Below are 20795 nucleotides of genomic sequence, written 5' to 3' on the forward strand. Positions count from 1 at the left end.
GCCGCCACGGAGTGACGGCCCCAGTCGGGGGTGCAGGTGGAGCCGGGTGTCAGCCACGCCAGTTGTACGCGGCCTTCTTCCACTCGCCGTCGATCTTCACGTAGTACGTGCTGCCGAGGCGCTTGAACGTGACGTCGTGCTTGTAGCCGCTGTAGGTGACGCGGCCGTTGTAGCCCGGGCCGTCCAGATAGTCGTCCGCGACGCCGAACGTCTCCTTGCCGGCGATTCCGTCGACGTCCTCCACGTCCTCGCGCTGCTGCCACCACTTGGTGGCCGACTCGGTCTTGCGGCCGAAGCTGCCGTCGATGTCCCACTTCTTGAACGTGTGCCGGTTGCCGTTGCTGTCCTTCCACTTCGCCCCGTCCGCGTACAGGACGGTCTGCCAGAGCCGCGTGGCGTTGCTGTTCGCGTGGCTGTGGCGGGACAGGTCGCCCTCGTCGCCCCAGTCGTTGTACGCGGCACCCTTGCCGTCGATGACGTGCGGACCGCTCGCCTGTGCGAGCGATGCCGTGCCCCCGAGCGCGAGCGCGGCCCCCGCCGTCACGGCGACGGCCGAGCCGAGCAGCCGCTTCGACCTGCCCTTGCTGATGTGCATCTGATCCCCCTAGGTGGTGCGTTGACCCCTCCGATGCTGCCTGCCGCCCGCCGTTCACAAAAGGTTCAACAGGTGCATTCGGGATGCTTTGGGACGTCCCGGGCTCCTACCTGGGGTTCCGCATTGTGATGCGGGACGGCGGTGGGACACTGGACGCCGGCCCGCGGGGAGTGCGACGGTGCACGCCAGTGGCCCGAATGCTCCCGTGCGCCCCCAGTCGGGGAACTGACATCCTGACTTCTGGCATCCCTCTGGGTAGTCCATGACAGGGGTGGCGGGGGTTGCCCCTTGGCAGGGCAGGGGGCTTCACGCGCGGGGGCAAGTAGGCACGTACGGGGGGAATAGGGGGAGTAATGCCTCGTTGGAAGGCGCTACCGGATGAGCTTGATCCGGAGGTCAGGGAGTTCGCCAATCAGCTGCGCAGGCTCGTCGACCGCAGTGGTCTGAGCATTGCCGCGGTGTCGGACCGCACCGGGTACAGCAAGACGTCGTGGGAGCGCTATCTGAACGGGCGGCTGCTCGCCCCGAAGGGTGCGATCGTCGCGTTGGCCGAGGTGACGGGCACCAACCCCGTTCACCTCATCACCATGTGGGAGCTCGCGGAGCGCGCCTGGAGCCGCTCCGAGATGCGCCACGACATGACCATGCAGGCCATCCGGATCTCCCAGGCGCGGGCCGCGCTCGGGGAGCTGGGGCCGAACCCGCCCAAGGGCAAGGGCGGCAAGGACGCGGCGCGGGGCGGCTCGGCGGGCGGCGGCACAGGCACCGATGTCGACGCCGGTGGCCGTGGCGGCCGGAGCATGACGGGGGTCGCGGGCCCGGCGGGCGTCGCACCCACGGTGCCTCCGCAGGCCTCGCCGTCCGGCGCGGGCGTGGGAGCGGGCGCGGGAGCCGGTGCGTACGGGGCTGCTTCCTCGTACGGCGTCGGGGACGGCGGCCGGGGGCCCGTCGTCGCGCCGCCCGGCAGGCAGGAGCCGCGCCATGGCGGTGGCTCGCCCGACGGGCAGCGGCGGCGCAGGAAGCTGACGATGTTCCTCGCGGGGACGGTCGGCGCGCTCGTGGTCATAGCCGCGGTCGTCTTCCTGACGGACTTCGGCAAGGGTGACAAGGGCGACGAGGGCGCGAAGCCGCCGGCCTCGCCGACCACGAGTGACACGGATCTGCCCGCGGGCGTCGAGTGCAGCGGCAAGAGCTGCACCGGCAAGGACCCGGAGACGATGGGCTGCGGCGGCGAACTGGCCAGGACGACGACGCGCGCGACGGTCGGCAAGGCGCTGATCGAGGTCCGCTACAGCAAGGCCTGCGGGGCGGCTTGGGCGCGGATCACGCAGGCGGCGGTGGGGGACAAGGTGACGATTTCCGACGGCTCGGGCGCCAAGCAGGCGGGGACCGTGAACGCGGACTTCGACGCGTACACGCCGATGACGGCGGTGAAGGACGGGGCGTCGGCGGAGGCGTGCGCGACGCTGAAGTCGGGCGTCACCGGCTGCACGAAGTAGGCGGACGCTTGGCTGTACCGGTGCCCGGCGGTGCGGTGTTGTGCCCACCGGTTCCGCCCAGCGGAACGCCTGCCGGGCAATCGGTGGGTGGGCGGGAAAAATCCGCCGCGGAGCGGCGGCTCAATTCCGTACGCATGGATCCCGGGTGCCCGGGAAGGCGCAACGTACCCCCACGGGAGTGCGGTCACACCCCCGGGCGGCCGCCACGCTCCCCCTCCCGAGGTGGCGGCCGCCACCGTGTGCGCCGGGCCACACGGACCCGGCGCACCGCCCCGCCCGAGGCGGTATAGCCTGACTCCGGATCTCTCTTGATGCCAAGAGATCGATCATCGAGAGGCGATCGAGAAGGCGTCGGCAGGGGATCCAGCACAAGGGGCAGGGACCCCCACCGCCAGCTGTCTTACGGAGATCGCCATGACCCGCACTCCCGTGAATGTCACCGTCACCGGCGCGGCCGGCCAGATCGGCTACGCACTGCTCTTCCGCATCGCCTCGGGCCACCTGCTCGGCGCGGACGTGCCGGTCAACCTGCGCCTTCTGGAGATCACGCCGGCGCTGAAGGCCGCCGAGGGCACCGCCATGGAGCTCGACGACTGCGCCTTCCCGCTGCTGAACTCCATCGAGATCAGCGACGACCCGAACGTCGCCTTCGACGGCGCGAACGTCGCCCTCCTCGTCGGCGCCCGCCCCCGCACCAAGGGCATGGAGCGCGGCGACCTGCTCGAGGCCAACGGCGGCATCTTCAAGCCGCAGGGCAAGGCCATCAACGACAACGCCGCGGACGACATCAAGGTCCTCGTCGTCGGCAACCCGGCCAACACCAACGCGCTCATCGCGCAGGCCGCCGCCCCGGACGTACCGGCCGAGCGCTTCACCGCGATGACCCGCCTCGACCACAACCGCGCGCTGTCGCAGCTCGCGAAGAAGACCGGCACGTCGGTCTCCGACATCAAGCGCCTGACCATCTGGGGCAACCACTCGGCGACCCAGTACCCGGACATCTTCCACGCGGAGATCGCCGGCAAGAACGCCGCCGAGGTCGTGAACGACCAGGCCTGGCTCGCCGACGAGTTCATCCCGACCGTCGCCAAGCGCGGCGCCGCGATCATCGAGGCCCGTGGCGCGTCCTCGGCCGCCTCGGCCGCCAACGCCGCCATCGACCACGTCCACACGTGGGTGAACGGCACGGCGGACGGCAACTGGACCTCCATGGGTATCCCGTCGGACGGTTCGTACGGCGTTCCGGAGGGCCTGATCTCCTCCTTCCCCGTCACCACCAAGGACGGCAAGTACGAGATCGTCCAGGGCCTGGAGATCAACGAGTTCTCGCGTGCGCGCATCGACGCGTCCGTGCAGGAGCTCACCGAGGAGCGCGAGGCGGTCCGCGGCCTCGGCCTCATCTAGTACGTCTGGTACGTCATCGCGTCCGGCTCTGCCCGTACGCGCGTTCGTCCACCGCGCCCCCGGCCGCCGCTCGATCGGCAGCCGGGGGTGCGGTGCGTCCGGTCCGGTACCCGAGGGTGACCAGTGCCGCCGCGGCCACCACCGTGAGCCCCACGACCCGCAGTGCCGCCTCCATCCCGGAGGTGAACCCCGGGTGCGAGGCGAGGACCGTCCCCGTGACGGCCACCCCGAGCGCCGCCCCGACCTCCCGCGCCGACGTCCCGAGCCCCGAGCCGAGGCCCGCCTGGTGCGGCGGCAGCGACGAGACGACGCCGAGGGCGAGCGCGGGCATGGAGAGACCCGTGCCCGCCGAGATGACGAGCAGCCAGCAGGCGTACGCCGCGTAGGGCGTGCCCTCGTGCGCCGTTGACGCGCCGAGCAGGCCGAGCCCGATCAGGAGCAGTCCGCCGCCGACCAGCGGGCGGGGCCGCTTCGACCAGCGTGCCGCGAACCTGGGGACCAGGATCATGCCGACGGTGAGCGGCACGATGGCCAGGCCCGCACGGGCGGCGCCGTACCCCTTCACGTACTGCAGATACTGCGAGTTGACGTAGAAGAGCGAGAAGAGGCCGAAGAAGGACGCGGCCGTGCCGAGCGTCGCGGCCCGCAGCCTGCGGGACCCGAAGACCCGCGGGTCGAAGAGCGGCGAGCGGGAGCGCAGGGCGTGCGCGACAAATGCCCCGATGAGAGCGGCGCCCACTCCATACGCGATGACGATGCGCGCCGACGTCCAGCCGTGCGTCGGGCTCTCGATGATGCCGAAGAGCACCGCGACGAGACCGCCGGTCAGGAGCGTGGCGCCGAGGGGGTCGATGGCGGCACCGACCGACTTCTCCGTACGGGGAGTTGTGCGCACCACGGCCAGGGCGAGCAGCGCCGCGAGCGGCACCATCACCCAGAACAGGGCGCGCCACGGCAGATACTGGCCGATCAGGCCGCCGACCGCGTTCCCCGCGAAGCCGCCGAGCCCGGCGGCGAGCGCCCAGGAGGCGACCGCGCGCGGCCGGTGCTCGGGCGATGCGGTGCGCACCAGGATCGACATGGTCGCGGGCATGATCAGCGCGGCGCCCGCGCCGGAGACACCGCGTCCGGCGATCAGCGGGACGGGTCCGGTGGCGAGCGCGCTGACCGTGGCGCCCGCGGCGAAGAGGCCGAGCCCGCAGAGCAGCGCGCCCTTGCGTCCGTAGCGGTCGCCGATGGCGCCCGCGGGGATGAGCAGCCCCGCGAAGACGATGACGTACGCGTCGACCGTCCACAGCAGTTCGCTCGACGACGGGTGGACGGACGACGAAGTCAGTTGCGGGATAAGGAGGTTGATGGCGGCGACCATGCTCTGCGCGACGAGCACGCAGGCACAGAGGGTGAGTTCGGCCGAGCGCTTGAGCTGCTTGAGCTGCTTGGGCGGCTCGGTCCGGTTTCGGGCAGGCGAGGGCAAGGCTCCTCCAGGGAGCGTCGTGGCGTGGTGTGGGATGCCTTGTCACCGTAGGCTCGCCGCCTACCTGATCTCCAGTGCAACCTTTGCAAGGGATATATGCGCGTGACGCATTCCAAAGAGACGCATTCCAGAATGGCGCATTCCGAAGTGGCGCCGTCCGATCCGGGCCGGGGCCTCGACCTGAACCTCCTGCTCGCCCTCGACGTGCTGCTCGACGAGGAGAGCGTCTCCGGCGCCGCCCGCCGTCTGTATCTGTCCGAGCCCGCGATGAGCCGCACCCTGGGCCGTATCCGCAAGGCGCTCGGCGACCCCGTCCTGGTGCGGGCGGGGCGGCGGATGGTCCCCACCCCGCACGCGCTCGCCGTCCGGGCCGAGGTGAGCGCCGTGGTGGAACGCGCCCGCGCGCTGTTCGCCGGTCCCGGCGCGGCCGATCTGCGCACCGTGTCCCGCACCCTCACCGTCCTCGGCAGCGACGTGATCGCCGCCGCGTACGGCCCCGCGCTCTTCGCCCGCGCCGTGGCCGAGGCCCCCGGCGTACGCATCCGGTTCCTCGGCGAGAGCCATGTGGACGCGCCCGTGCTGCGCGAGGGGACGGCCGATCTGGAGGTCGGGGTGATCGACACGGTCGCGCCCGAGGTGCGGATCGAGCGACTGCACGACGACCGGATGCTGGGTGTCGTACGTCCCGGACACCCCTTGCTGCGCGGCGAGTTGACGCCCGAGCGGTTCGCCGCCGCCGATCACATCACGGTCTCCCGCAAGGGCAGACTGCACGGCCCGCTGGATGCCGCGCTCGCCGAACTGGGTCTTGAGCGGCGGGTGGTGGGCAGCGTCGGCACCTATCCGTCCTCCCTCTTCGTGCTGCTCCACACCGATCTGGTGGGCCTGGTCACCTCCTGGGCCCGGCCGCTCACCGACACCCTGGGCCTGGTCACCTTCGACGTCCCGCTCGACCTGCCGCCACTGCGCCTTGCCATCGCCTGGCATCCCCGGCACGACGCGGATCCGGCGCACGCGTGGCTGCGGGGGTGTGTGCGGGATCTCCTTGAGGTCACCTGAGAGGTCACCTGAACGAGTGCCGGTAATTCACCTATCCGAGCGGCGCGCCCGCGTTCCCGCGGCCGCAGTGCGCACGCTCTGCCTAGCCTTCAATTCCGATTGATCTCAACGGAGTTGGCGCCATGGCAGGTAACACCGAGGCCACCAGACTGCTGTGTGCCGGCGTCCACTTGGACGCGGTGTTCCGCAGCCGGGTCGTGTCCGAGCTCGTCGACCACGCGGAGCGCCCCGTCGCGCCACCATTCGGGGCCGATGTGCTTCCGGTGCTCGCGCACGCGCTGCGGGCCCGGCGCGAAGAGGTGACCACCGCGCTGCTCCTGGCAGTGGTGTGGATCGGGTTCCTCGTCACCGACGCGGTCCTTGCCTGGGACGCCCTTGAGGACTCCCAGGGCGGCGATTCCGGCGTGTCCGGCGCGGACTTCGTACTGCTCGCCCTCGACCCCGAGGCGTTCGGCGCGCCGAGCCCCGGGATGTTCGGCGGCCTGGTGCCGGGCGGCTGGGCACTGTCGTACGCCGTGGTCGTCCTGCTGCTGTGGCTGGCCCGGGTCTTCTCCGGCCGGGGCGCCGACGGCAGCGTGCTGCGGAAGGTGAACCTGCCGCCGATCCTGTCCTGGCTGCGGCGCCGGCTCGGCTGGCTGGTGACGGGGTTCGCGTGGTGGTGCGCCGCCTCGTACACGGTCTTCGCGGTCATCGAGATCAAAGAGACCTGGACGCCGTACCCACTGATCTTCCCGCTGCTCATCGCGGCCGTGGTGTGGCGCCACCAGTACCTGCGCAAGCGCATGCTGCGTACGCGCCTCGCACGGCAGACCTTCGCCGAGACCGAGCAGCCGGCGCTGCCCGCCCGCTTCAGCCGCATCGCCGACTGCATCCGCCGCGAACAGGACGCCAACGTCACCCTCTACGACGCGAACCGGCCCTTCGTGGGCGCCGGGAAGCCCCGAGAGCCATGGTCCGTCGTGCTCGAACTGCAGCGCGCCGACACGGAGTCGGACGGCGGCCTGCCCAAGCAGCGCACGTACGAACCGCTCTCCGCGCGCGAGGTCATCGAGATGATCCGGCCCCGTCTGAAGGACCTGCGCACCTCCGCCGGGGCCACGAGCGTGGACCGGCTGCGGCACCTGGAGATCGAGGAGTTCGTCTATCTGCCCGCGGGCGCGGGTCGCGACGAGCAGCTCTTCACCGGCCAGGTGAGCGACACCACGGGGGTCCAGGAGACCGCGGGGGTCTACGACGCCGAGCAGACCGAGCGGCACATCGCCAGGGCCGCGGGCGAGGGCGGCGAGGCGCGGCGGCACTTCCTGCGCATCAGGGTCGGCGCCTGGAACGAACAGGTCGTCGTCTCGCTCCTGGTCAGGGTGCACACCCAGGGCGGGATGCTGGTCCTCGAAGTGGTGCCGCACGTACTGGGCCCGATCGTCCGCGAGTTCCGCGAGGTCGACACGATCGTCGCGCGCGAGCCGGAGGGTCCCTACCGCGACGCCCTGCGCGCCTGCGTCGACGGGCCCGCGGCAGGCGTGGCGGTAGGCATCGCCGCGCTGCGCGCGCTGCCCTCCGTCGGCACCTCGTTCCGGCTCTGGCTCGCACAGCCCGAAGGGCCCGTGCCCGCGCCGCGTGCCGCCCGTATGCTGCGCGCCCTGTGTTCCTGGCTCCGCCTGGGCGGTCCGGTCCAGGCGCCGCCGGACGCCCCGCTGGTCTCGCTGCGCCAACTGGCGAGCACCGACGAACTCTCCCTCTTCCAGGAGATGGACGTCGCCCGCTACATCCGCACCCTCCAGGACCGCATCGGCGAGGGCGTACGCGACGCGCTGCGGGCCGGCGGCTACCGCACGGACCGCCTGGAACAGAACATCACGCAGATCAACAACAGCGGGGTCTACATCAAGGAGATGTCCGGCGGCGCCCTCGCCACCGGCACCCACGGCCGGGCCACGCACACCGAGAGGAGCACGGCATGAGCGGCGACAAGGAGAGCGGCGGCGGCGCGCACGTCCAGATCGGGTCGGTCACCGGCGGCTCGCTGGCCTTCGGCGCGCACGGCACGGCCGAGTCCACCAACTACTCGGTGGTGACGGCCGATCCGCACCACCAGCACCTGCTCACCCAGGTGCGGGCCCTGCGCGGCGTGCTGCCCCAGGCACCGGAACGTACGCCCGGTGAGGCGGCGCTCGACGCCGAACTGGACGAGGTGGAGCGGGAGATCGGCCGCAGCGGGCGCAGCGATGGCAGGCTGCTGGCGAGACTCCGCGATCGGCTTGAGCGGTACACCGCGGCCGCCGCGACGGCCGCGTCCGTCACGGCGGTCCTCGAGGCGATCGCCCAGATCACGGGCTGAGGAAACGACCGTGCGGATCTTCGACGCCGACCGCCAGGAGTGGGTCGGTCACGAGCAGGAGCAGCGGATCGCCGAGCTCCACGACCGGGACGCGGTGCGCCAGGACAAGGCGCTGCGCGGCGCGGTGTCGGTCCTCGCGGTCTGCGCCCTGGCCTTCGGCGGCTGGGCGCTCGGCTGGAAGGACGAGCCGGAGCCGAGGGGGTACTTGGCGGTTCTCGAACAGCCCACGGTGAGCCCGGAGGGCGCCCCGTCGCCCTCCGCGTCGGGCGGTCCGCCCGACGGATACGAGACCGTGCAGGACGCTTTCGGCTACCGGCTCGCCCTCCCCGATGAGGACTGGACCCGCTCGACGGATGACGCCGTGTACGGCCCGGACGTCGTCAACTACCGCAACTTCGACGGGAGTCGAAGGCTCCAGGTGTACAAGGTGCAGGAGCCGAGCGGTCATGAATCGCTGCAGGTGTGGCTGGACCAGCCGAAGCGGCGCCTGCCCGACGGCTTCGACCGGCTCGACCTGACGCGCGCCGACGTCGGCGGCCTCCCCAGCGCCCGGCTCGACTACCTCGCCGACTCGCTCAAGGATGAGCCGGACATCGGTCCCTGGTACGTCATCGACCAGCGCTTCGAGTCCGTGGACGGCGAGCTCTACGCCCTTGCCGTGTACGGCGCCGACGCGGACGGCAGGTCCGACGAGGAGGCGCTGATGGAGACGGCCCTCGCATGGTTCTGCCCGCCGGAAGAGATCTGCCCCGAGCCGGCCGACTAGGCGCGGCACCCATCCACCCCGCCCCTTGTTGCCAACGTACTCGCCGATGTAGTACTTCTTATACATGAGCGAGCAAGTGCACAACAGGTTGGCGATGGTGCGCGCGGAGCGAAAGGTGTCGCGTCAGAGCCTGGCCGAGGCGGTGGGGGTCCATTACCAGACCATCGGTTACATCGAGCGTGGGCAGTACAACCCGAGCCTCGACCTGGCGCTGAAGATCGCGGAGTTCTTCGGGCTGCCGGTGGAGGCGTTGTTCTCGCTCCGGCCGTTCCGCCCGCTCACGGATGAGGTCTACGGGAGGAGTCAGGGATGATGACGGACCAGCAGGCGCGGGGGATGACCGGGTACGACCGGCGGATGTTCGCGCTCATGAACCGGCGGGAGGCGGCGCCCTTCCACGCCACCGCCGCGCGCAGGCGGCTCGCGGTCGGCGCGCACATCGCGCTGACCGTGGCGAGCGTCGCGGCCTGGCTGCTGACCGTCGTGGGCGATCAGTGGTGGGCGATGTGGACGATGGCCGCCCTGATCCTGCCGTGGTGCTTCGCCACCGGCGTCATCAACGGCGCCACGCGCGGCCTGCTCGAACTGCGCGAGCGCGCACTCGACGAGCGGCAGCGCGCGGAGAAGGCCCGCGTCGCCGCTCGCGCGCGGGGGCTCACGCAGTGGCTGCTGCTCGCGGCCGCCGTCGGTGCGGGCGCGGTCGCGCTCCAGGGCTGGGACACCGAAGGGCTGCTCTTCCCCGTCCTGTTCACCCTGTTTGTCCTGCACTGGCTGATGCCGCTGTGGGTGGCGGGGCTCGCCGTGGCGGACGAGCCCGAGGACTTCGAGGACCCCGAGGCGTAAGGGGAACTCAGAGGTTGTCTGCCGGGCCGCCGTCCTGGACGCCCTGCAGCTGAGACACGTTCACCGAGTCCTCCTCGGACGGGGTGTCCTTCGGGACCGGCTTGTCGTACGCGGACAACTTCAGCGTCGAGTCGGTCCCCTGCCCCTTCTCCGTGGCCCTGACCAGGTACGGAGTGCCCTCGGCCGCGACGTACATCGTGGTGGTCTTGCCGTCGTCCCTGCCGGTGACGGGGATGACGTCGGTGCCGTCGACCTTGGTCCGATCGCCCTTCTTGAGCGTCGACTCGTCGCCCGACTCGTCCTGGACCTCCTGCTGGATCTCCTTCAGGTCGCAGACCCCGGCCATGTCCTTGAGCAGGGCGTCATCGGTGGTGCCGTAGAGATAGCGGTCCCCGATGATGTCGGCCGCGGCCTCGCCCTGGCCGCCGGGGAGCTGCGCCTTCCAGAAGGCGGCGTCGGGCTTCATCCAGACCTTCTCGCCCTGTTTGATCAGCTCCAGGCTGCCGCCGTCGTCCGCCATGGTCAGCGACCCGACGCAGTTGTCGTCCTGGTCGAGGGTCAGCTCCATCGTGGCGGGCTCCTCGTCGTCGAGGTCCGTGCCCTTCTGCTCCAGTTCGAGATGGACGGACTTGGCGTCGAGCAGTTCCTTCTCCGCCTTGTCGGAGATCTCCTGCGCGCTCAGATCCTCCGTGTCGGCGAGCGCGACCGCCGGGGCGGCCAGGAGAGCGACCGCCGTACAGGCCGCTGTTCCCCACGCCTGCTTCCTGGAAATTCTGCGCATTACGTCACCTCCAGTGACAAACCCCTCTTCGAGCGTACGTTTCGCCCCGACTGCCTGCACGGGCAGTGACACAGCGCACTTTCGGCCATGTAATACGCATGGTTTCTTCACTCGAGGGCAGGTGGACCCGGCTACCGCGAGTGACAGGCGGGGCATATGACAGGAACGGAAGGCAAACGGGACGTGTCCGCACAACAGACCATCCATGTGGGCGGAGAGTGGCTTAGCGCCCTCTCCGGCGCCACGCGCGAGATCCTCGACCCGGCGGATGCCAAGCCGTTCGCAGTGATCGCCGAAGGCGGCACCGAGGACGCCGACGCGGCGATCGCCGCCGCCCGCGAGGCCTTCGACCACGGAGCGTGGCCTCAGACTCCGGTCGCCGAGCGTGCCGCGCTGCTTCGCCGCGTCGCCGACCTCCTCGTTCGCGACCGGGAAGAGATCGGGCTCCTGGAGAGCCGCGACGCCGGCAAGACCCTCGAAGAGGGCCGCGTCGACGTGGACTGCGTCGCCGACGCCTTCCGCTACTTCGCCGACCTGGTGATCGGCGAGGGCGCGGGCCGTGTCGTCGACGCGGGATCCGACGACATCCACAGCGTCGTCGTGCACGAGCCCGTCGGCGTCTGCACGATGATCACGCCCTGGAACTATCCGCTCCTGCAGGCCAGCTGGAAGATCGCCCCGGCGCTCGCGGCGGGCAACACCTTCGTGATCAAGCCGAGCGAGATCACGCCGCTGACCACGGTCGCGCTCATCGAGCTGCTCGTCGAGGCCGGCCTCCCGGCGGGCGTCGCCAACATCGTGACCGGTCCCGGCCACACCGTCGGCGCCCGGCTCTCCGACCACCCCGACGTCGACCTGGTCTCCTTCACCGGCGGCCTCGTCTCCGGCACCAAGGTCGCCCAGGCCGCCGCGCTCGGCGTGAAGAAGGTCGCCCTCGAACTCGGCGGCAAGAACCCCAACGTGGTCTTCGCCGACGCCTGCGCCACCGAAGAGGGCTTCGACACCGCCGTCGACCAGGCCCTCAACGCCGCGTTCATCCACAGCGGGCAGGTCTGCTCCGCCGGTGGCCGCCTCATCATCGAGGAGTCGGTCCGCGAGCGCTTCGTCGCCGAACTCGCCCGCCGGGCAAGCAAGATCAAGCTCGGCCGCGGCACCGAGGACGGCGTCGAGTGCGGTCCGCTCGTCTCGCAGCAGCAGCGCGAGAAGACCGAGATGTACGTCGCGTCCGCCCTGGAGGAGGGCGCGGTGCTCCGCTCCGGCGGCAAGCGCCCCGAGCCGAGCGACGCCCGCCCCGCGACCGGCTACTTCTACGAGCCCACCGTGCTCGACCAGTGCCACCGCGAGATGAAGGTCGTACGCGAAGAGGTCTTCGGCCCGGTCCTGACCGTCGAGACCTTCCGCACCGAGGACGAGGCCGTAGCGCTCGCCAACGACACCGAGTACGGTCTCGCGGGCGCCGTGTGGACCACCGACGCCGGTCTCGGGCGCCGGATGGCCCGCCGCATGCGCCACGGCACCATCTGGATCAACGACTTCCACCCCTACCTGCCGCAGGCGGAGTGGGGCGGCTTCGGCAAGAGCGGCGTGGGACGCGAGCTCGGACCCGCCGGGCTCGCCGAGTACCGGGAGTCCAAGCACATCTACCAGAACCTGGCGCCCGCGCCGGTGCGCTGGTTCGCGGGCTGAGCCCTCGACACGTACGACCGCTCAATACGCGCAGAACGTTGGAGTAACCGCATGTCCCAGACCGAGTACGACTTCGTCATCGTCGGTGGCGGCACCGCAGGATCGGTGATCGCGTCCCGGCTCACCGAGAACCCGGACGTCACCGTCGCCGTCATCGAGGGCGGCCCCAGCGACATCGACCGCCAGGACGTCCTCACGCTGCGCAAGTGGCTCGGCCTGCTCGGCGGCGACCTCGACTACGGCTACACCACCACCGAGCAGCCGCGGGGCAACTCGCACATCCTGCACAGCCGCGCCAAGGTGCTCGGCGGCTGCTCGTCGCACAACACCCTGATCTCCTTCAAGCCGCTGCCGTCCGACTGGGACGAGTGGGAAGAGGCCGGGGCCACCGGCTGGGGCGCCAAGGCGATGGACCCCTTCTACGGCAAGCTGCGCAACAACGTCGTACGCGTCGCCAAGAAGGACCAGAACCAGATCGCCACCGACTGGGTCGAGGCGACGAAGACCGCGCTCGGCGTCCCCGAGGTCGTCGGCTTCAACGACAAGCCCTTCGACGAGGGCGTCGGCTTTTTCGACCTCTCGTACCACCCGGAGAACAACAAGCGTTCCTCCGCTTCGGTCGCCTACCTCCACCCCCACATGGAGGCCGGTGACCGCCCCAACCTCCACCTCTTCCTGGAGACCTGGGCCACCAAGCTGGAGCTCGACGGCAAGACCGCCCGCGGCGTCCACATCCGCACCAAGGACGGCGCCGAGCAGCTGCTCACCGCCCGCCGCGAGGTGCTCGTCTGCGCCGGTGCCGTCGACACGCCGCGGCTGCTCATGCACTCCGGCATCGGCCCGGCCAAGGACCTTCAGGCCCTCGGCATCCCCGTCGTGCACGACCTGCCGGGCGTCGGCGAGAACCTCATCGACCACCCCGAGTCGGTCATCGTCTGGGAGACCAACGGGCCGATCCCCGGCAACTCCGCGATGGATTCGGACGCCGGTCTCTTCGTGAAGCGGGACCCGGACCACAAGGGCCCGGACCTGATGTTCCACTTCTACCAAATCCCGTTCACGGACAACCCGGAGCGGCTCGGCTACGAACGCCCCGAGCACGGTGTCTCGATGACGCCGAACATCCCCAAGTCCCGTGCGCGCGGCCGCCTCTACCTCACCTCCGCGGACCCCGAGGTCAAGCCCGCCCTCGACTTCAAGTACTTCGAGGACGAGGGTGACTACGACGGGCAGACGCTCGTCGACGGCATCAAGCTGGCGCGCAAGGTCGCGCAGGCCGAGCCGTTCGCCAAGTGGCTCAAGCGCGAGGTGTTCCCCGGCCCCGACGTCACCGACGACGCCGAGATCAGCGAGCTCGTGCGCAAGGCCGCGCACACGGTGTACCACCCGGCAGGGACCTGCCGAATGGGTGCCTCCACTGATGAACTCGCCGTGGTCGACCCGGCTCTGCGGATCCGGGGACTCGAAGGAATCCGAATCGCGGACGCATCCGTCTTCCCGACGATGCCGGCCGTGAACCCGATGATCGGAGTGCTCATGGTCGGGGAAAAGTGCGCGGAACTGCTGACCGGGAGTGATGTCCGATGACCACCACCACTGAGAAGACGCCCGCCACCGACGCGGCGGAGCCCGTGTTCACCGTCCGGGACCTGTGGAAGGTCTTCGGGCCCAAGGCCCAGCGCGTACCGGGCAATGCGGAGTACGCGGGTCTCTCCGTGGCCGAGCTGCGCGAGCGCACCGGCTGCACGGCGGCCGTCCGGGACGTCAGCTTCGACGTCCAGAAGGGCGAGGTCTTCGTCGTCATGGGCCTGTCCGGATCCGGCAAGTCCACCCTGGTGCGGACCCTGACCCGGCTCATCGAGCCGACCAGCGGCTCCATATCCATGGACGGCACGGACGTGCTCGGCATGGACAAGAACCAGCTGCGTGAACTGCGCCGCCACAAGGCCGCGATGGTCTTCCAGAACTTCGGCCTCCTTCCGCACCGCACGGTCCTCGACAACGTCGCGTACGGCCTGGAGATCCAGGGCGTCGGCAAGGCCGAGCGCCGCGCCAAGGCCATGGAGGTCGTCGCCAAGGTCGGCCTCGAAGGCCTGGAGAACCGCCGCCCCACCCAGCTCTCCGGCGGCCAGCAGCAGCGCGTCGGCCTGGCCCGCGCCCTCGCCGTCGACCCCGAAGTGCTGCTCTTCGACGAGCCGTTCAGCGCGCTCGACCCGCTGATCCGCCGCGACATGCAGGAAGAAGTCATCCGCCTGCACCGCGAAGAGGGCCGCACGATGGTCTTCATCACCCACGACCTGAGCGAGGCGCTGCGCCTCGGCGACCGCATCATGCTGATGCGGGACGGCGCCATCGTGCAGCTCGGCACCCCCGAGGAGATCGTCGCCAACCCGGCCGACGACTACGTCCGCGACTTCGTCCAGGACGTGGCGCGCGAGCAGGTCATCTCCGTACGCCGCGCCATGCGCCCCGCCGTGGGCGCCGAGGCCGAGACCGGTGCCGCGATCGGCCCGGACACGCTGGTCGTCGACGCGATCGAGGCCGTCGCGCGCAGTGGCGAGCACTGCCGCGTCGTGGACGGCGGCCGCACCCTCGGCGTCGTCGACCACGAGCAGCTGCTCGCCGTGGTCGCGGGCCTCGACAATGACCCCCAGGACAAGGAGGTGGCGGCTGTATGAGTGTCGCCCCGTCTCCGGTACTGGAGAAGAAGGACAGCGTGTCCCCGCCGGGCCCCACTGAGGGCCCCGGGCCGCTGGCCGCACTCGTGCGCAACCCCAAGGCCATCGCGCTGCTCGTCGCCGTGCTCGTCGCGGTCGTCTCGGCGGCCGTCACCGCCAACGGCGTGTGGCCCTCCGACCTGACCTTCGACGTGCGCTCGCCGCTCGACGACGTCAACACGTGGATGGCGCAGAACCGCGACACCCACCCGATCTTCCTCTACTTCCTGCTGCACATCAGCAACACCTCGGAATCCGCGGTGGACGGTGTGCTCAGCGGTCTGGAGAGCCTCGGCTTCATCGGGGTGACCGTCGCCGCCGTACTCATCTCCTGGTACGCGGGCGGGGCGAAGCTGCGCCGCCGCTCGCTGACCCTCGCGGGCATCGCCTTCGGCACCTTCGCCGTGATCGGCGTGCTCGACGTGTGGGAAGAGGCGATGGAGACCCTCGCCCTGATGGTCGTCTGTGTGGCCGTCGCGGGGCTCGTCGGTGTGCTCCTCGGCCTCGCGGCCGGTCTCTCGGACCGCGCCGAGCGCATCCTGCGGCCGGTCTTCGACACGATGCAGGTGCTTCCGGCCTTCTCGTATCTGCTGCCCTTCGTCTTGATGTTCGACGTGGGCACCCCGGCCGTCTTCATGGCGACCGTCATCTACTCCGCCCCGCCGATGGCCCGGCTCACCTCACTGGGCCTGCGCGGCGCCGACGCGGCGGCCCTCGAGGCCTCGCAGTCGCTCGGCGCAAGCGCCTGGCAGCGGCTGTGGACGGCGCGCCTCCCGCTGGCCCGCAAGCCGATGCTGCTCGGCCTCAACCAGACGATCATGATGTGTCTTTCGATGGTCGTGCTCGCCACGGTGGTCGGCGCCGGCGGTCTCGGCGACCCGATCTTCACGGCGATCTCCACCCTCGACGTGGGCCTCGCGGCGCCTGCCGGCATCGCGATCGTGCTGATCGCCATCTGGCTCGACCGTACGACCGCGGCGTTCGGCGAACGGGTCGACGACTCGGCACCCGAGCGCAGCGCCTTCGTGACGCGCATCCTGTGGGCCGTCATGGCCGCCGTGATCGCGGGCGCCGCCGTACTCGGCCAGGCGCTCGGCCGCACCGAGTGGCCGGAGAACTGGGTCGTCGACATCTCCCAGCCGATCAACGAGGCCTTCGGGTGGATCGAGCGCGAGCTCGGCTCCGGCGTACCAGTCCTCGGCGGCACCCTCACCTGGGCGAGCGGCTTCACCCGCTGGGTCATCAACCCGCTGTTCGACGCCCTGCTCGCCACCCCGTGGTGGGCGGTGCTCCTGCTTGCCGGTGTCCTCGCCTATCTCGCGGGACGCTGGCGCGCGGCGGTCACCGCCGTGCTCGCGCTCGGTGCGATCGGCGCGATGGGTCTGTGGAACAACTCGATGGACACCCTCTCGCAGGTCATCGCGGCCCTGGTGGTCACGCTGCTCCTGGGCTTCGCCATCGGCGTCTTCGCGGCCCGGGTCGACTGGGTGGACCGGATGATCCGGCCGGTGCTCGACACCATGCAGACCCTGCCGGCGTTCATCTATCTGATCCCGATGGTCGGACTGTTCGGCAGTGGCCCCGCCGCCGGCGCGGTGGCCGCCGTCATCTTCGCGCTGCCCGCCGTCATCCGCATCACGTCCCAGGGCGTCCGCCAGATCGACCCCTCGGCCCTGGAGGCGGCCCGCTCGCTGGGCGCATCCACCGGCCAGCAGCTCTGGCAGGTCCAGCTGCCGCTGGCCAGGCCCGCGCTGCTCGTCGCCCTGAACCAGGGCGTCGTCCTGGTCCTCTCCATGGTCGTCATCGGCGGCATCATCGGCGGTGGCGCGCTCGGTGTGGACGTGATCAGGGGCCTCACCAAGGGCGACCTCGGCCTTGGTCTGACGTCCGGTATCGCGATCGTCTGCCTCGGTCTGCTCCTCGACCGGATCTCCCAGCCCGGCAAGGACGTCAAGGAACGCGCACTGCGCTGACGTACGCTCCCCGGACCCCGCTCTCCTGCCTACGTAAGGGAACAGTCTCGTGAACCACCACAGCAAGCGGATACGCACCACCCTCATCGCCGGTCTCGGCGCCGCGTCCATGGTCGCGCTCAGCGCCTGCAGCGCCGCCGACACCAAGTCCTCCGGCAGCGCCGACGAGGTCACCATCTCGGTCCCCTCGTGGGTCGGCGCGCGCGCCAACGCCGAGGTCGCCAAGGTGCTCCTCGAGGACGAGGTCGGCGTCAAGAAGGTCGAGCTCAAGCAGCTCGACGAGCCGATCGCCTGGGACGCGCTGAACAACGGCAAGGCCGACGCGATCCTGGAGGACTGGGACGGCCAGCCCAAGAAGCAAGAACTCTACATCGACCAGAAGAAGACGGTCGTCAAGGGCGGCGACCTGGGTGTCACCGGCCACATCGGCTGGTACGTCCCGAAGTACTACGCGGACAAGCACCCCGAGATCCTCGACTACAAGAACCTCAACAAGTTCGCCAAGGACTTCAAGAGCGACCGCAGCGGCGGCAAGGGCGAGTTCATCGGCGCGGCGCCGTCGTACACCACGTACGACGCGCACCTGATCAAGAACCTCAAGCTGAACTTCAAGATCAAGGACACCGGCAGCGAGGCGGTGCAGATCAAGGAGATCCAGCGCAAGTACGCCGACAAGGAGCCGTTCATCACCTACTGGTGGGAGCCGCTGTGGGCGAACGCCGACATGGACATGGTCGAGGTGAAGCTGCCCGAGTTCAAGGAGGGCTGCAACGAGCCCGAGACCAAGACCGAGTGCGGTTACGCCAACACCCCGCTGCAGAAGTACTTCAACGCCGACTTCGCCAAGGACGGCGGCGACGCCGCGAAGTTCCTGAAGAACTTCAAGTGGACGACCGAGCAGCAGAACGAGGTCGCCATGTCCATCGCCAAGGACAAGATGAGCGGCGAGGCCGCGGCCAAGAAGTGGGTCAAGGAGAACAAGGACGTCTGGGAGTCCTGGATCCCGAAGAAGTGACGTAACTGCCATACGCGACGGTGCCGGGGGCCCTTTCAAAGGGCCCCCGGCACCGTCGCGTTACTCACCCGGCGTATTGCACTTTCGTGCAATTGTGGGGCCCGATCTGCCGCGCCTACCTTGGGCTGTGTTCATGCCAAGCCTGAAGAGAGATGGTAGACGCGTATGAATCTCCCTCGTCGAGTGAGTACGCGAGTGTGCGCACTCGCCGTCGGTGCCGCTGTCCTGACGCCGATGATGGGTATCGGGTCGGCGCAGGCCAGCCAAGGGCCTGCCGCAGCGGAGAAGTCCGATGTGGCCGCCAAGGCCGGATTCCACACCAAGAAGGGCACGCTCAAGTGCCGTAAGAGGGGCGAGACCGCCTGGATCTGGGACTCGGCCGTGGGGGCGTCGCGGGTGTCGTGGAAGCCCGCCGGCGGAAAGCTGGTCTCCAGGATCTGGAAGCACGATCCCAGCGGTGCCTCGACGCGGACCATTCCGACGTGGCGCAAGTCCGTGAAGTGGAAGGTCACTTCATCCTGGGGAAACCCGAACAACCTGAACAAGGTGTACGGCTACTGCAGTTCGCAGGGCTGGCGGGTCGGAAAGGCGTCGGACAAACTCAAGCAGAAGAAGTCCGGCACCAAGACCTGCCCGGCGGGGAAGACGGTCTATATCTCCTCCGCCGGAATCGGCAACATCAAGCACCGGTTCAAGTCGACGAGTGGCGGCGCGCTGCGCACGCACAACTTCGGCGGTTCTCAGCAGGTTCTGGTGACGGACCGCGCGACACCCACTGAAATGCGTTCGGTGAAGTGGCGGGTGGAAGCCTGGAGCATCAAGAACACCCTCCCCGATGCCCAGACCGGGCGGGTCAAGCTCTCCTGCATCAGCAAGTACTGACGTCAGCAAGTACTGACGCCGTTCCGGGCTCCCGTTGTACGGGAGCCCGGCACCGTCACGCCTGGCGCAGCTGTCCGGCGATCTCCCGCAGTGCCTCCGTCGCCCGGATCAGCAGGCCGGGCCCGAACGTGATCCGAGTGACGCCCAGTTCACCCAGCTTCCGCAGGTCCGGGCCGTGCGGGTGCGCGCCCGCGTTGACGGGGCCCTCGATGTCCGCGAGGAGCCGCGGCAGCACCTCGGGCGGCGCGAAGATCGGATAGACGCAGTCCGCGCCCGCCGCCACGTAGAGCCGGGCCCGTTCGACGGCCTGCCCGGGGTCGGCGACACCCCGGACGAACGTGTCCACACGGGCGTTGATGAACACCCGCCCGTCCGCGACGGAACGCACCTCCGCCAGCCAGTCCGCCTGCTCGCGCGGATCCTTGAGAACCCCGTCCGACGAGTCCTCCAGGTTGCAGCCCACCGCGCCCGTCTCCAGGAGCCGCTCCACCAGCTCCTTGGGCGGCAGGCCGTAGCCGTCCTCGATGTCCGCGGACACCGGCACGGACACCGACCGCACGATCCTGCGCACCGCCGCGAACATCTCGTCCGGCGGCACCGATCCGTCCGCGTACCCCAGCGACGCGGCGACCCCCGCGCTCGGCGTGGCCAAAGCCGGGAATCCGACCTCCTCGAAGAGCCGCGCGCTTGCCGCGTCCCAGGGTCCTGGCAGGACGAGCGGGTCACCGGGCGCGCGCCCGTGGTGCAGCGTCCTGAAGTCGTCGACGAGGCTCATGGCGTATACCCTCCGGGCTCGATGCGGCGGCTGACCATCAGCCGGTTCCAGCTGTTGATGACGGCGATCAGGCCGATGAGATGGGCGAGTTCGGCTTCGTCGAAGTGCTTGGCCGCCTGCTCGTACGTCGCGTCGGGCACGAAACCGTCCGTGAGGACCGTGATCGCCTCGGTGAGCGCGAGCGCCGCACGCTCGCGCTCGCCGAACAACTCCCCGGCTTCTTCCCAGGCGTTGAGCAGCGCGATGCGCTTGGCGCTCTCGCCGGCCTGCACGGCGAGGTCCACATGCATGTCCAGGCAGAACGCGCACGCGTTGATCTGCGAGGCCCGCATCATCACCAGCTCGGCGAGCACGGGGTCGGCGAGCCCCTTCTTGGCGGCCGCGCTCAGTGCGGACATCGCGCGGCCGACGCCCTTGTCCAAGTAGGTCGTACGAGGGCTCACTTGGCGTCCCCCGCCTTGTAGTGGCCCGGCACCTGCCGCGTGGAGACGCCGAAGCGGTTCCACGCGTTGATCACCGTGATCGCGGCGATGAGCTGGGTCAGCTCCGCCTCGTCGAACTGCTTCGCGGCCTTCTCGTACACCTCGTCCGGCACGAAACCGTCGGTCAGGACGGTGATCGCCTCGGTCAGCTCGATCGCCGCGATCTCCTTGGCGGTGTAGAAGTGCTGCGACTCCTCCCACGCGCTGAGCTGGATGATCCGCTCGACGCTCTCGCCGGCGGCGAGCGCGTCCTTCGTGTGCATGTCGAGGCAGAGCGCGCAGTGGTTGATCTGCGAGGCGCGGATCTTGACGAGCTCGAAGACCACCGGGTCGAGGCCCTTACGGGCGGCCGCGTCGAGCCGGATCATCGCCTTGAAGACTTCGGGGGCGTGCGCGGACCAGGCGAGGCGGGGGGTGTGCTCGTGCAGGTATTCCTTGGGCTGCGTGGGCTGCGCCGTCTGTGCGGGGGTGCTGTCGTTCGTCGTCATGACATCGACCGTACGACTGGA

20 protein-coding genes are annotated in these 20795 nt (G+C 69.9%); 14 read left to right on the forward strand and 6 right to left on the reverse strand.

The features are described 5' to 3' along the window. Positions 1-49 precede the first annotated feature (49 nt). Positions 50-595 carry a peptidoglycan-binding protein gene (locus tag OG453_RS22290; protein ID WP_266870144.1) on the reverse strand — a complete coding sequence of 182 codons (546 nt, stop codon included), beginning with the start codon at positions 593-595 and terminating at the stop codon, positions 50-52. Between the two features lie 353 nt (positions 596-948). Here OG453_RS22290 and OG453_RS22295 point away from each other — a divergent pair, with 353 nt between their 5' ends. Together OG453_RS22295 and OG453_RS22300 are read left to right on the forward strand one after the other, a co-directional pair. Then, complete coding sequence (locus OG453_RS22295; RefSeq protein ID WP_266870146.1) at positions 949-2094, forward strand: XRE family transcriptional regulator; 1146 nt, start codon at positions 949-951, stop codon at positions 2092-2094. A 414-nt stretch (positions 2095-2508) separates the two neighbouring features. Continuing rightward, a complete protein-coding gene (locus tag OG453_RS22300; protein ID WP_266870147.1) occupies positions 2509-3498 on the forward strand; it encodes a malate dehydrogenase in 990 nt (329 codons plus the stop codon). A gap of 13 nt (positions 3499-3511) precedes the next feature. On the opposite strand, the gene OG453_RS22305 is transcribed toward OG453_RS22300, so the two are convergent. Next, positions 3512-4972 carry an MFS transporter gene (locus tag OG453_RS22305; protein ID WP_266870148.1) on the reverse strand — a complete coding sequence of 487 codons (1461 nt, stop codon included), beginning with the start codon at positions 4970-4972 and terminating at the stop codon, positions 3512-3514. A 132-nt stretch (positions 4973-5104) separates the two neighbouring features. Here OG453_RS22305 and OG453_RS22310 point away from each other — a divergent pair, with 132 nt between their 5' ends. From OG453_RS22310 to OG453_RS22335, 6 genes are all read left to right on the forward strand, one after another. Beyond that, positions 5105-6031, forward strand: coding sequence for a LysR family transcriptional regulator (locus tag OG453_RS22310; RefSeq protein WP_266870150.1), 927 nt, complete (start codon positions 5105-5107; stop codon positions 6029-6031). Between the two features lie 122 nt (positions 6032-6153). Beyond that, positions 6154-7989, forward strand: a complete 1836-nt coding sequence (locus OG453_RS22315; protein ID WP_266870152.1) for a hypothetical protein — start codon at positions 6154-6156, stop codon at positions 7987-7989. Next, complete coding sequence (locus tag OG453_RS22320) at positions 7986-8366, forward strand: hypothetical protein (protein WP_266870154.1); 381 nt, start codon at positions 7986-7988, stop codon at positions 8364-8366. The genes OG453_RS22315 and OG453_RS22320 overlap by 4 nt, the downstream gene beginning before the upstream one ends. Positions 8367-8376: 10 nt before the next feature. Continuing rightward, positions 8377-9132, forward strand: a complete 756-nt coding sequence (locus OG453_RS22325) for a hypothetical protein (RefSeq protein WP_266870155.1) — start codon at positions 8377-8379, stop codon at positions 9130-9132. 64 nt (positions 9133-9196) lie between these two features. Continuing rightward, complete coding sequence (locus OG453_RS22330; protein WP_266870156.1) at positions 9197-9445, forward strand: helix-turn-helix transcriptional regulator; 249 nt, start codon at positions 9197-9199, stop codon at positions 9443-9445. Next, positions 9442-9975, forward strand: a complete 534-nt coding sequence (locus tag OG453_RS22335; protein WP_323178659.1) for a hypothetical protein — start codon at positions 9442-9444, stop codon at positions 9973-9975. Before OG453_RS22330 ends, OG453_RS22335 begins: the two co-directional genes overlap by 4 nt. A 7-nt stretch (positions 9976-9982) precedes the next feature. On the opposite strand, the gene OG453_RS22340 is transcribed toward OG453_RS22335, so the two are convergent. Then, positions 9983-10756, reverse strand: coding sequence for a hypothetical protein (locus tag OG453_RS22340; protein WP_266870157.1), 774 nt, complete (start codon positions 10754-10756; stop codon positions 9983-9985). Between the two features lie 156 nt (positions 10757-10912). On the opposite strand from OG453_RS22340, the gene OG453_RS22345 reads away from it, so the two are divergent. The 6 genes from OG453_RS22345 (at position 10913) to OG453_RS22370 (ending at position 19029) form a co-directional block, all read left to right on the forward strand. Continuing rightward, positions 10913-12442, forward strand: coding sequence for an aldehyde dehydrogenase family protein (locus OG453_RS22345; protein ID WP_266870158.1), 1530 nt, complete (start codon positions 10913-10915; stop codon positions 12440-12442). Positions 12443-12493: 51 nt separating this feature from the next. Next, a complete protein-coding gene (locus OG453_RS22350; protein WP_266870159.1) occupies positions 12494-14029 on the forward strand; it encodes a GMC family oxidoreductase in 1536 nt (511 codons plus the stop codon). Beyond that, entirely contained in the window at positions 14026-15120 is a 1095-nt protein-coding gene (locus OG453_RS22355) for a glycine betaine/L-proline ABC transporter ATP-binding protein (protein ID WP_266870161.1), read from the forward strand. Before OG453_RS22350 ends, OG453_RS22355 begins: the two co-directional genes overlap by 4 nt. Beyond that, entirely contained in the window at positions 15117-17132 is a 2016-nt protein-coding gene (locus OG453_RS22360) for a proline/glycine betaine ABC transporter permease (protein ID WP_266870162.1), read from the forward strand. Before OG453_RS22355 ends, OG453_RS22360 begins: the two co-directional genes overlap by 4 nt. A 109-nt stretch (positions 17133-17241) precedes the next feature. Next, the gene (locus tag OG453_RS22365; RefSeq protein WP_266873085.1) at positions 17242-18147 is read left to right on the forward strand and encodes a glycine betaine ABC transporter substrate-binding protein; all 906 of its coding nucleotides are present in this window, start codon (positions 17242-17244) and stop codon (positions 18145-18147) included. 183 nt (positions 18148-18330) lie between these two features. After that, a complete protein-coding gene (locus tag OG453_RS22370; protein ID WP_266870163.1) occupies positions 18331-19029 on the forward strand; it encodes a hypothetical protein in 699 nt (232 codons plus the stop codon). A gap of 55 nt (positions 19030-19084) precedes the next feature. Here OG453_RS22370 and OG453_RS22375 read toward each other — a convergent pair whose 3' ends face one another. Genes OG453_RS22375 through OG453_RS22385 form a run of 3 tightly spaced genes read right to left on the reverse strand, consistent with a single transcriptional unit; the run spans position 19085 to position 20774 of the window. Next, on the reverse strand, positions 19085-19804 hold the full coding sequence (locus OG453_RS22375) for an isocitrate lyase/phosphoenolpyruvate mutase family protein (protein WP_266870165.1): 720 nt from the start codon (positions 19802-19804) through the stop codon (positions 19085-19087). Beyond that, complete coding sequence (locus tag OG453_RS22380; RefSeq protein ID WP_266870167.1) at positions 19801-20247, reverse strand: carboxymuconolactone decarboxylase family protein; 447 nt, start codon at positions 20245-20247, stop codon at positions 19801-19803. The genes OG453_RS22375 and OG453_RS22380 overlap by 4 nt, the downstream gene beginning before the upstream one ends. Next, positions 20244-20774 (reverse strand): carboxymuconolactone decarboxylase family protein, encoded by a 531-nt coding sequence (locus tag OG453_RS22385; RefSeq protein WP_266870169.1) that lies wholly within the window; start codon positions 20772-20774, stop codon positions 20244-20246. The genes OG453_RS22380 and OG453_RS22385 overlap by 4 nt, the downstream gene beginning before the upstream one ends. Between the last annotated feature and the right edge of the window lie 21 nt (positions 20775-20795).

Source organism: Streptomyces sp. NBC_01381, assembly GCF_026340305.1.
Lineage (GTDB): Bacteria > Actinomycetota > Actinomycetes > Streptomycetales > Streptomycetaceae > Streptomyces.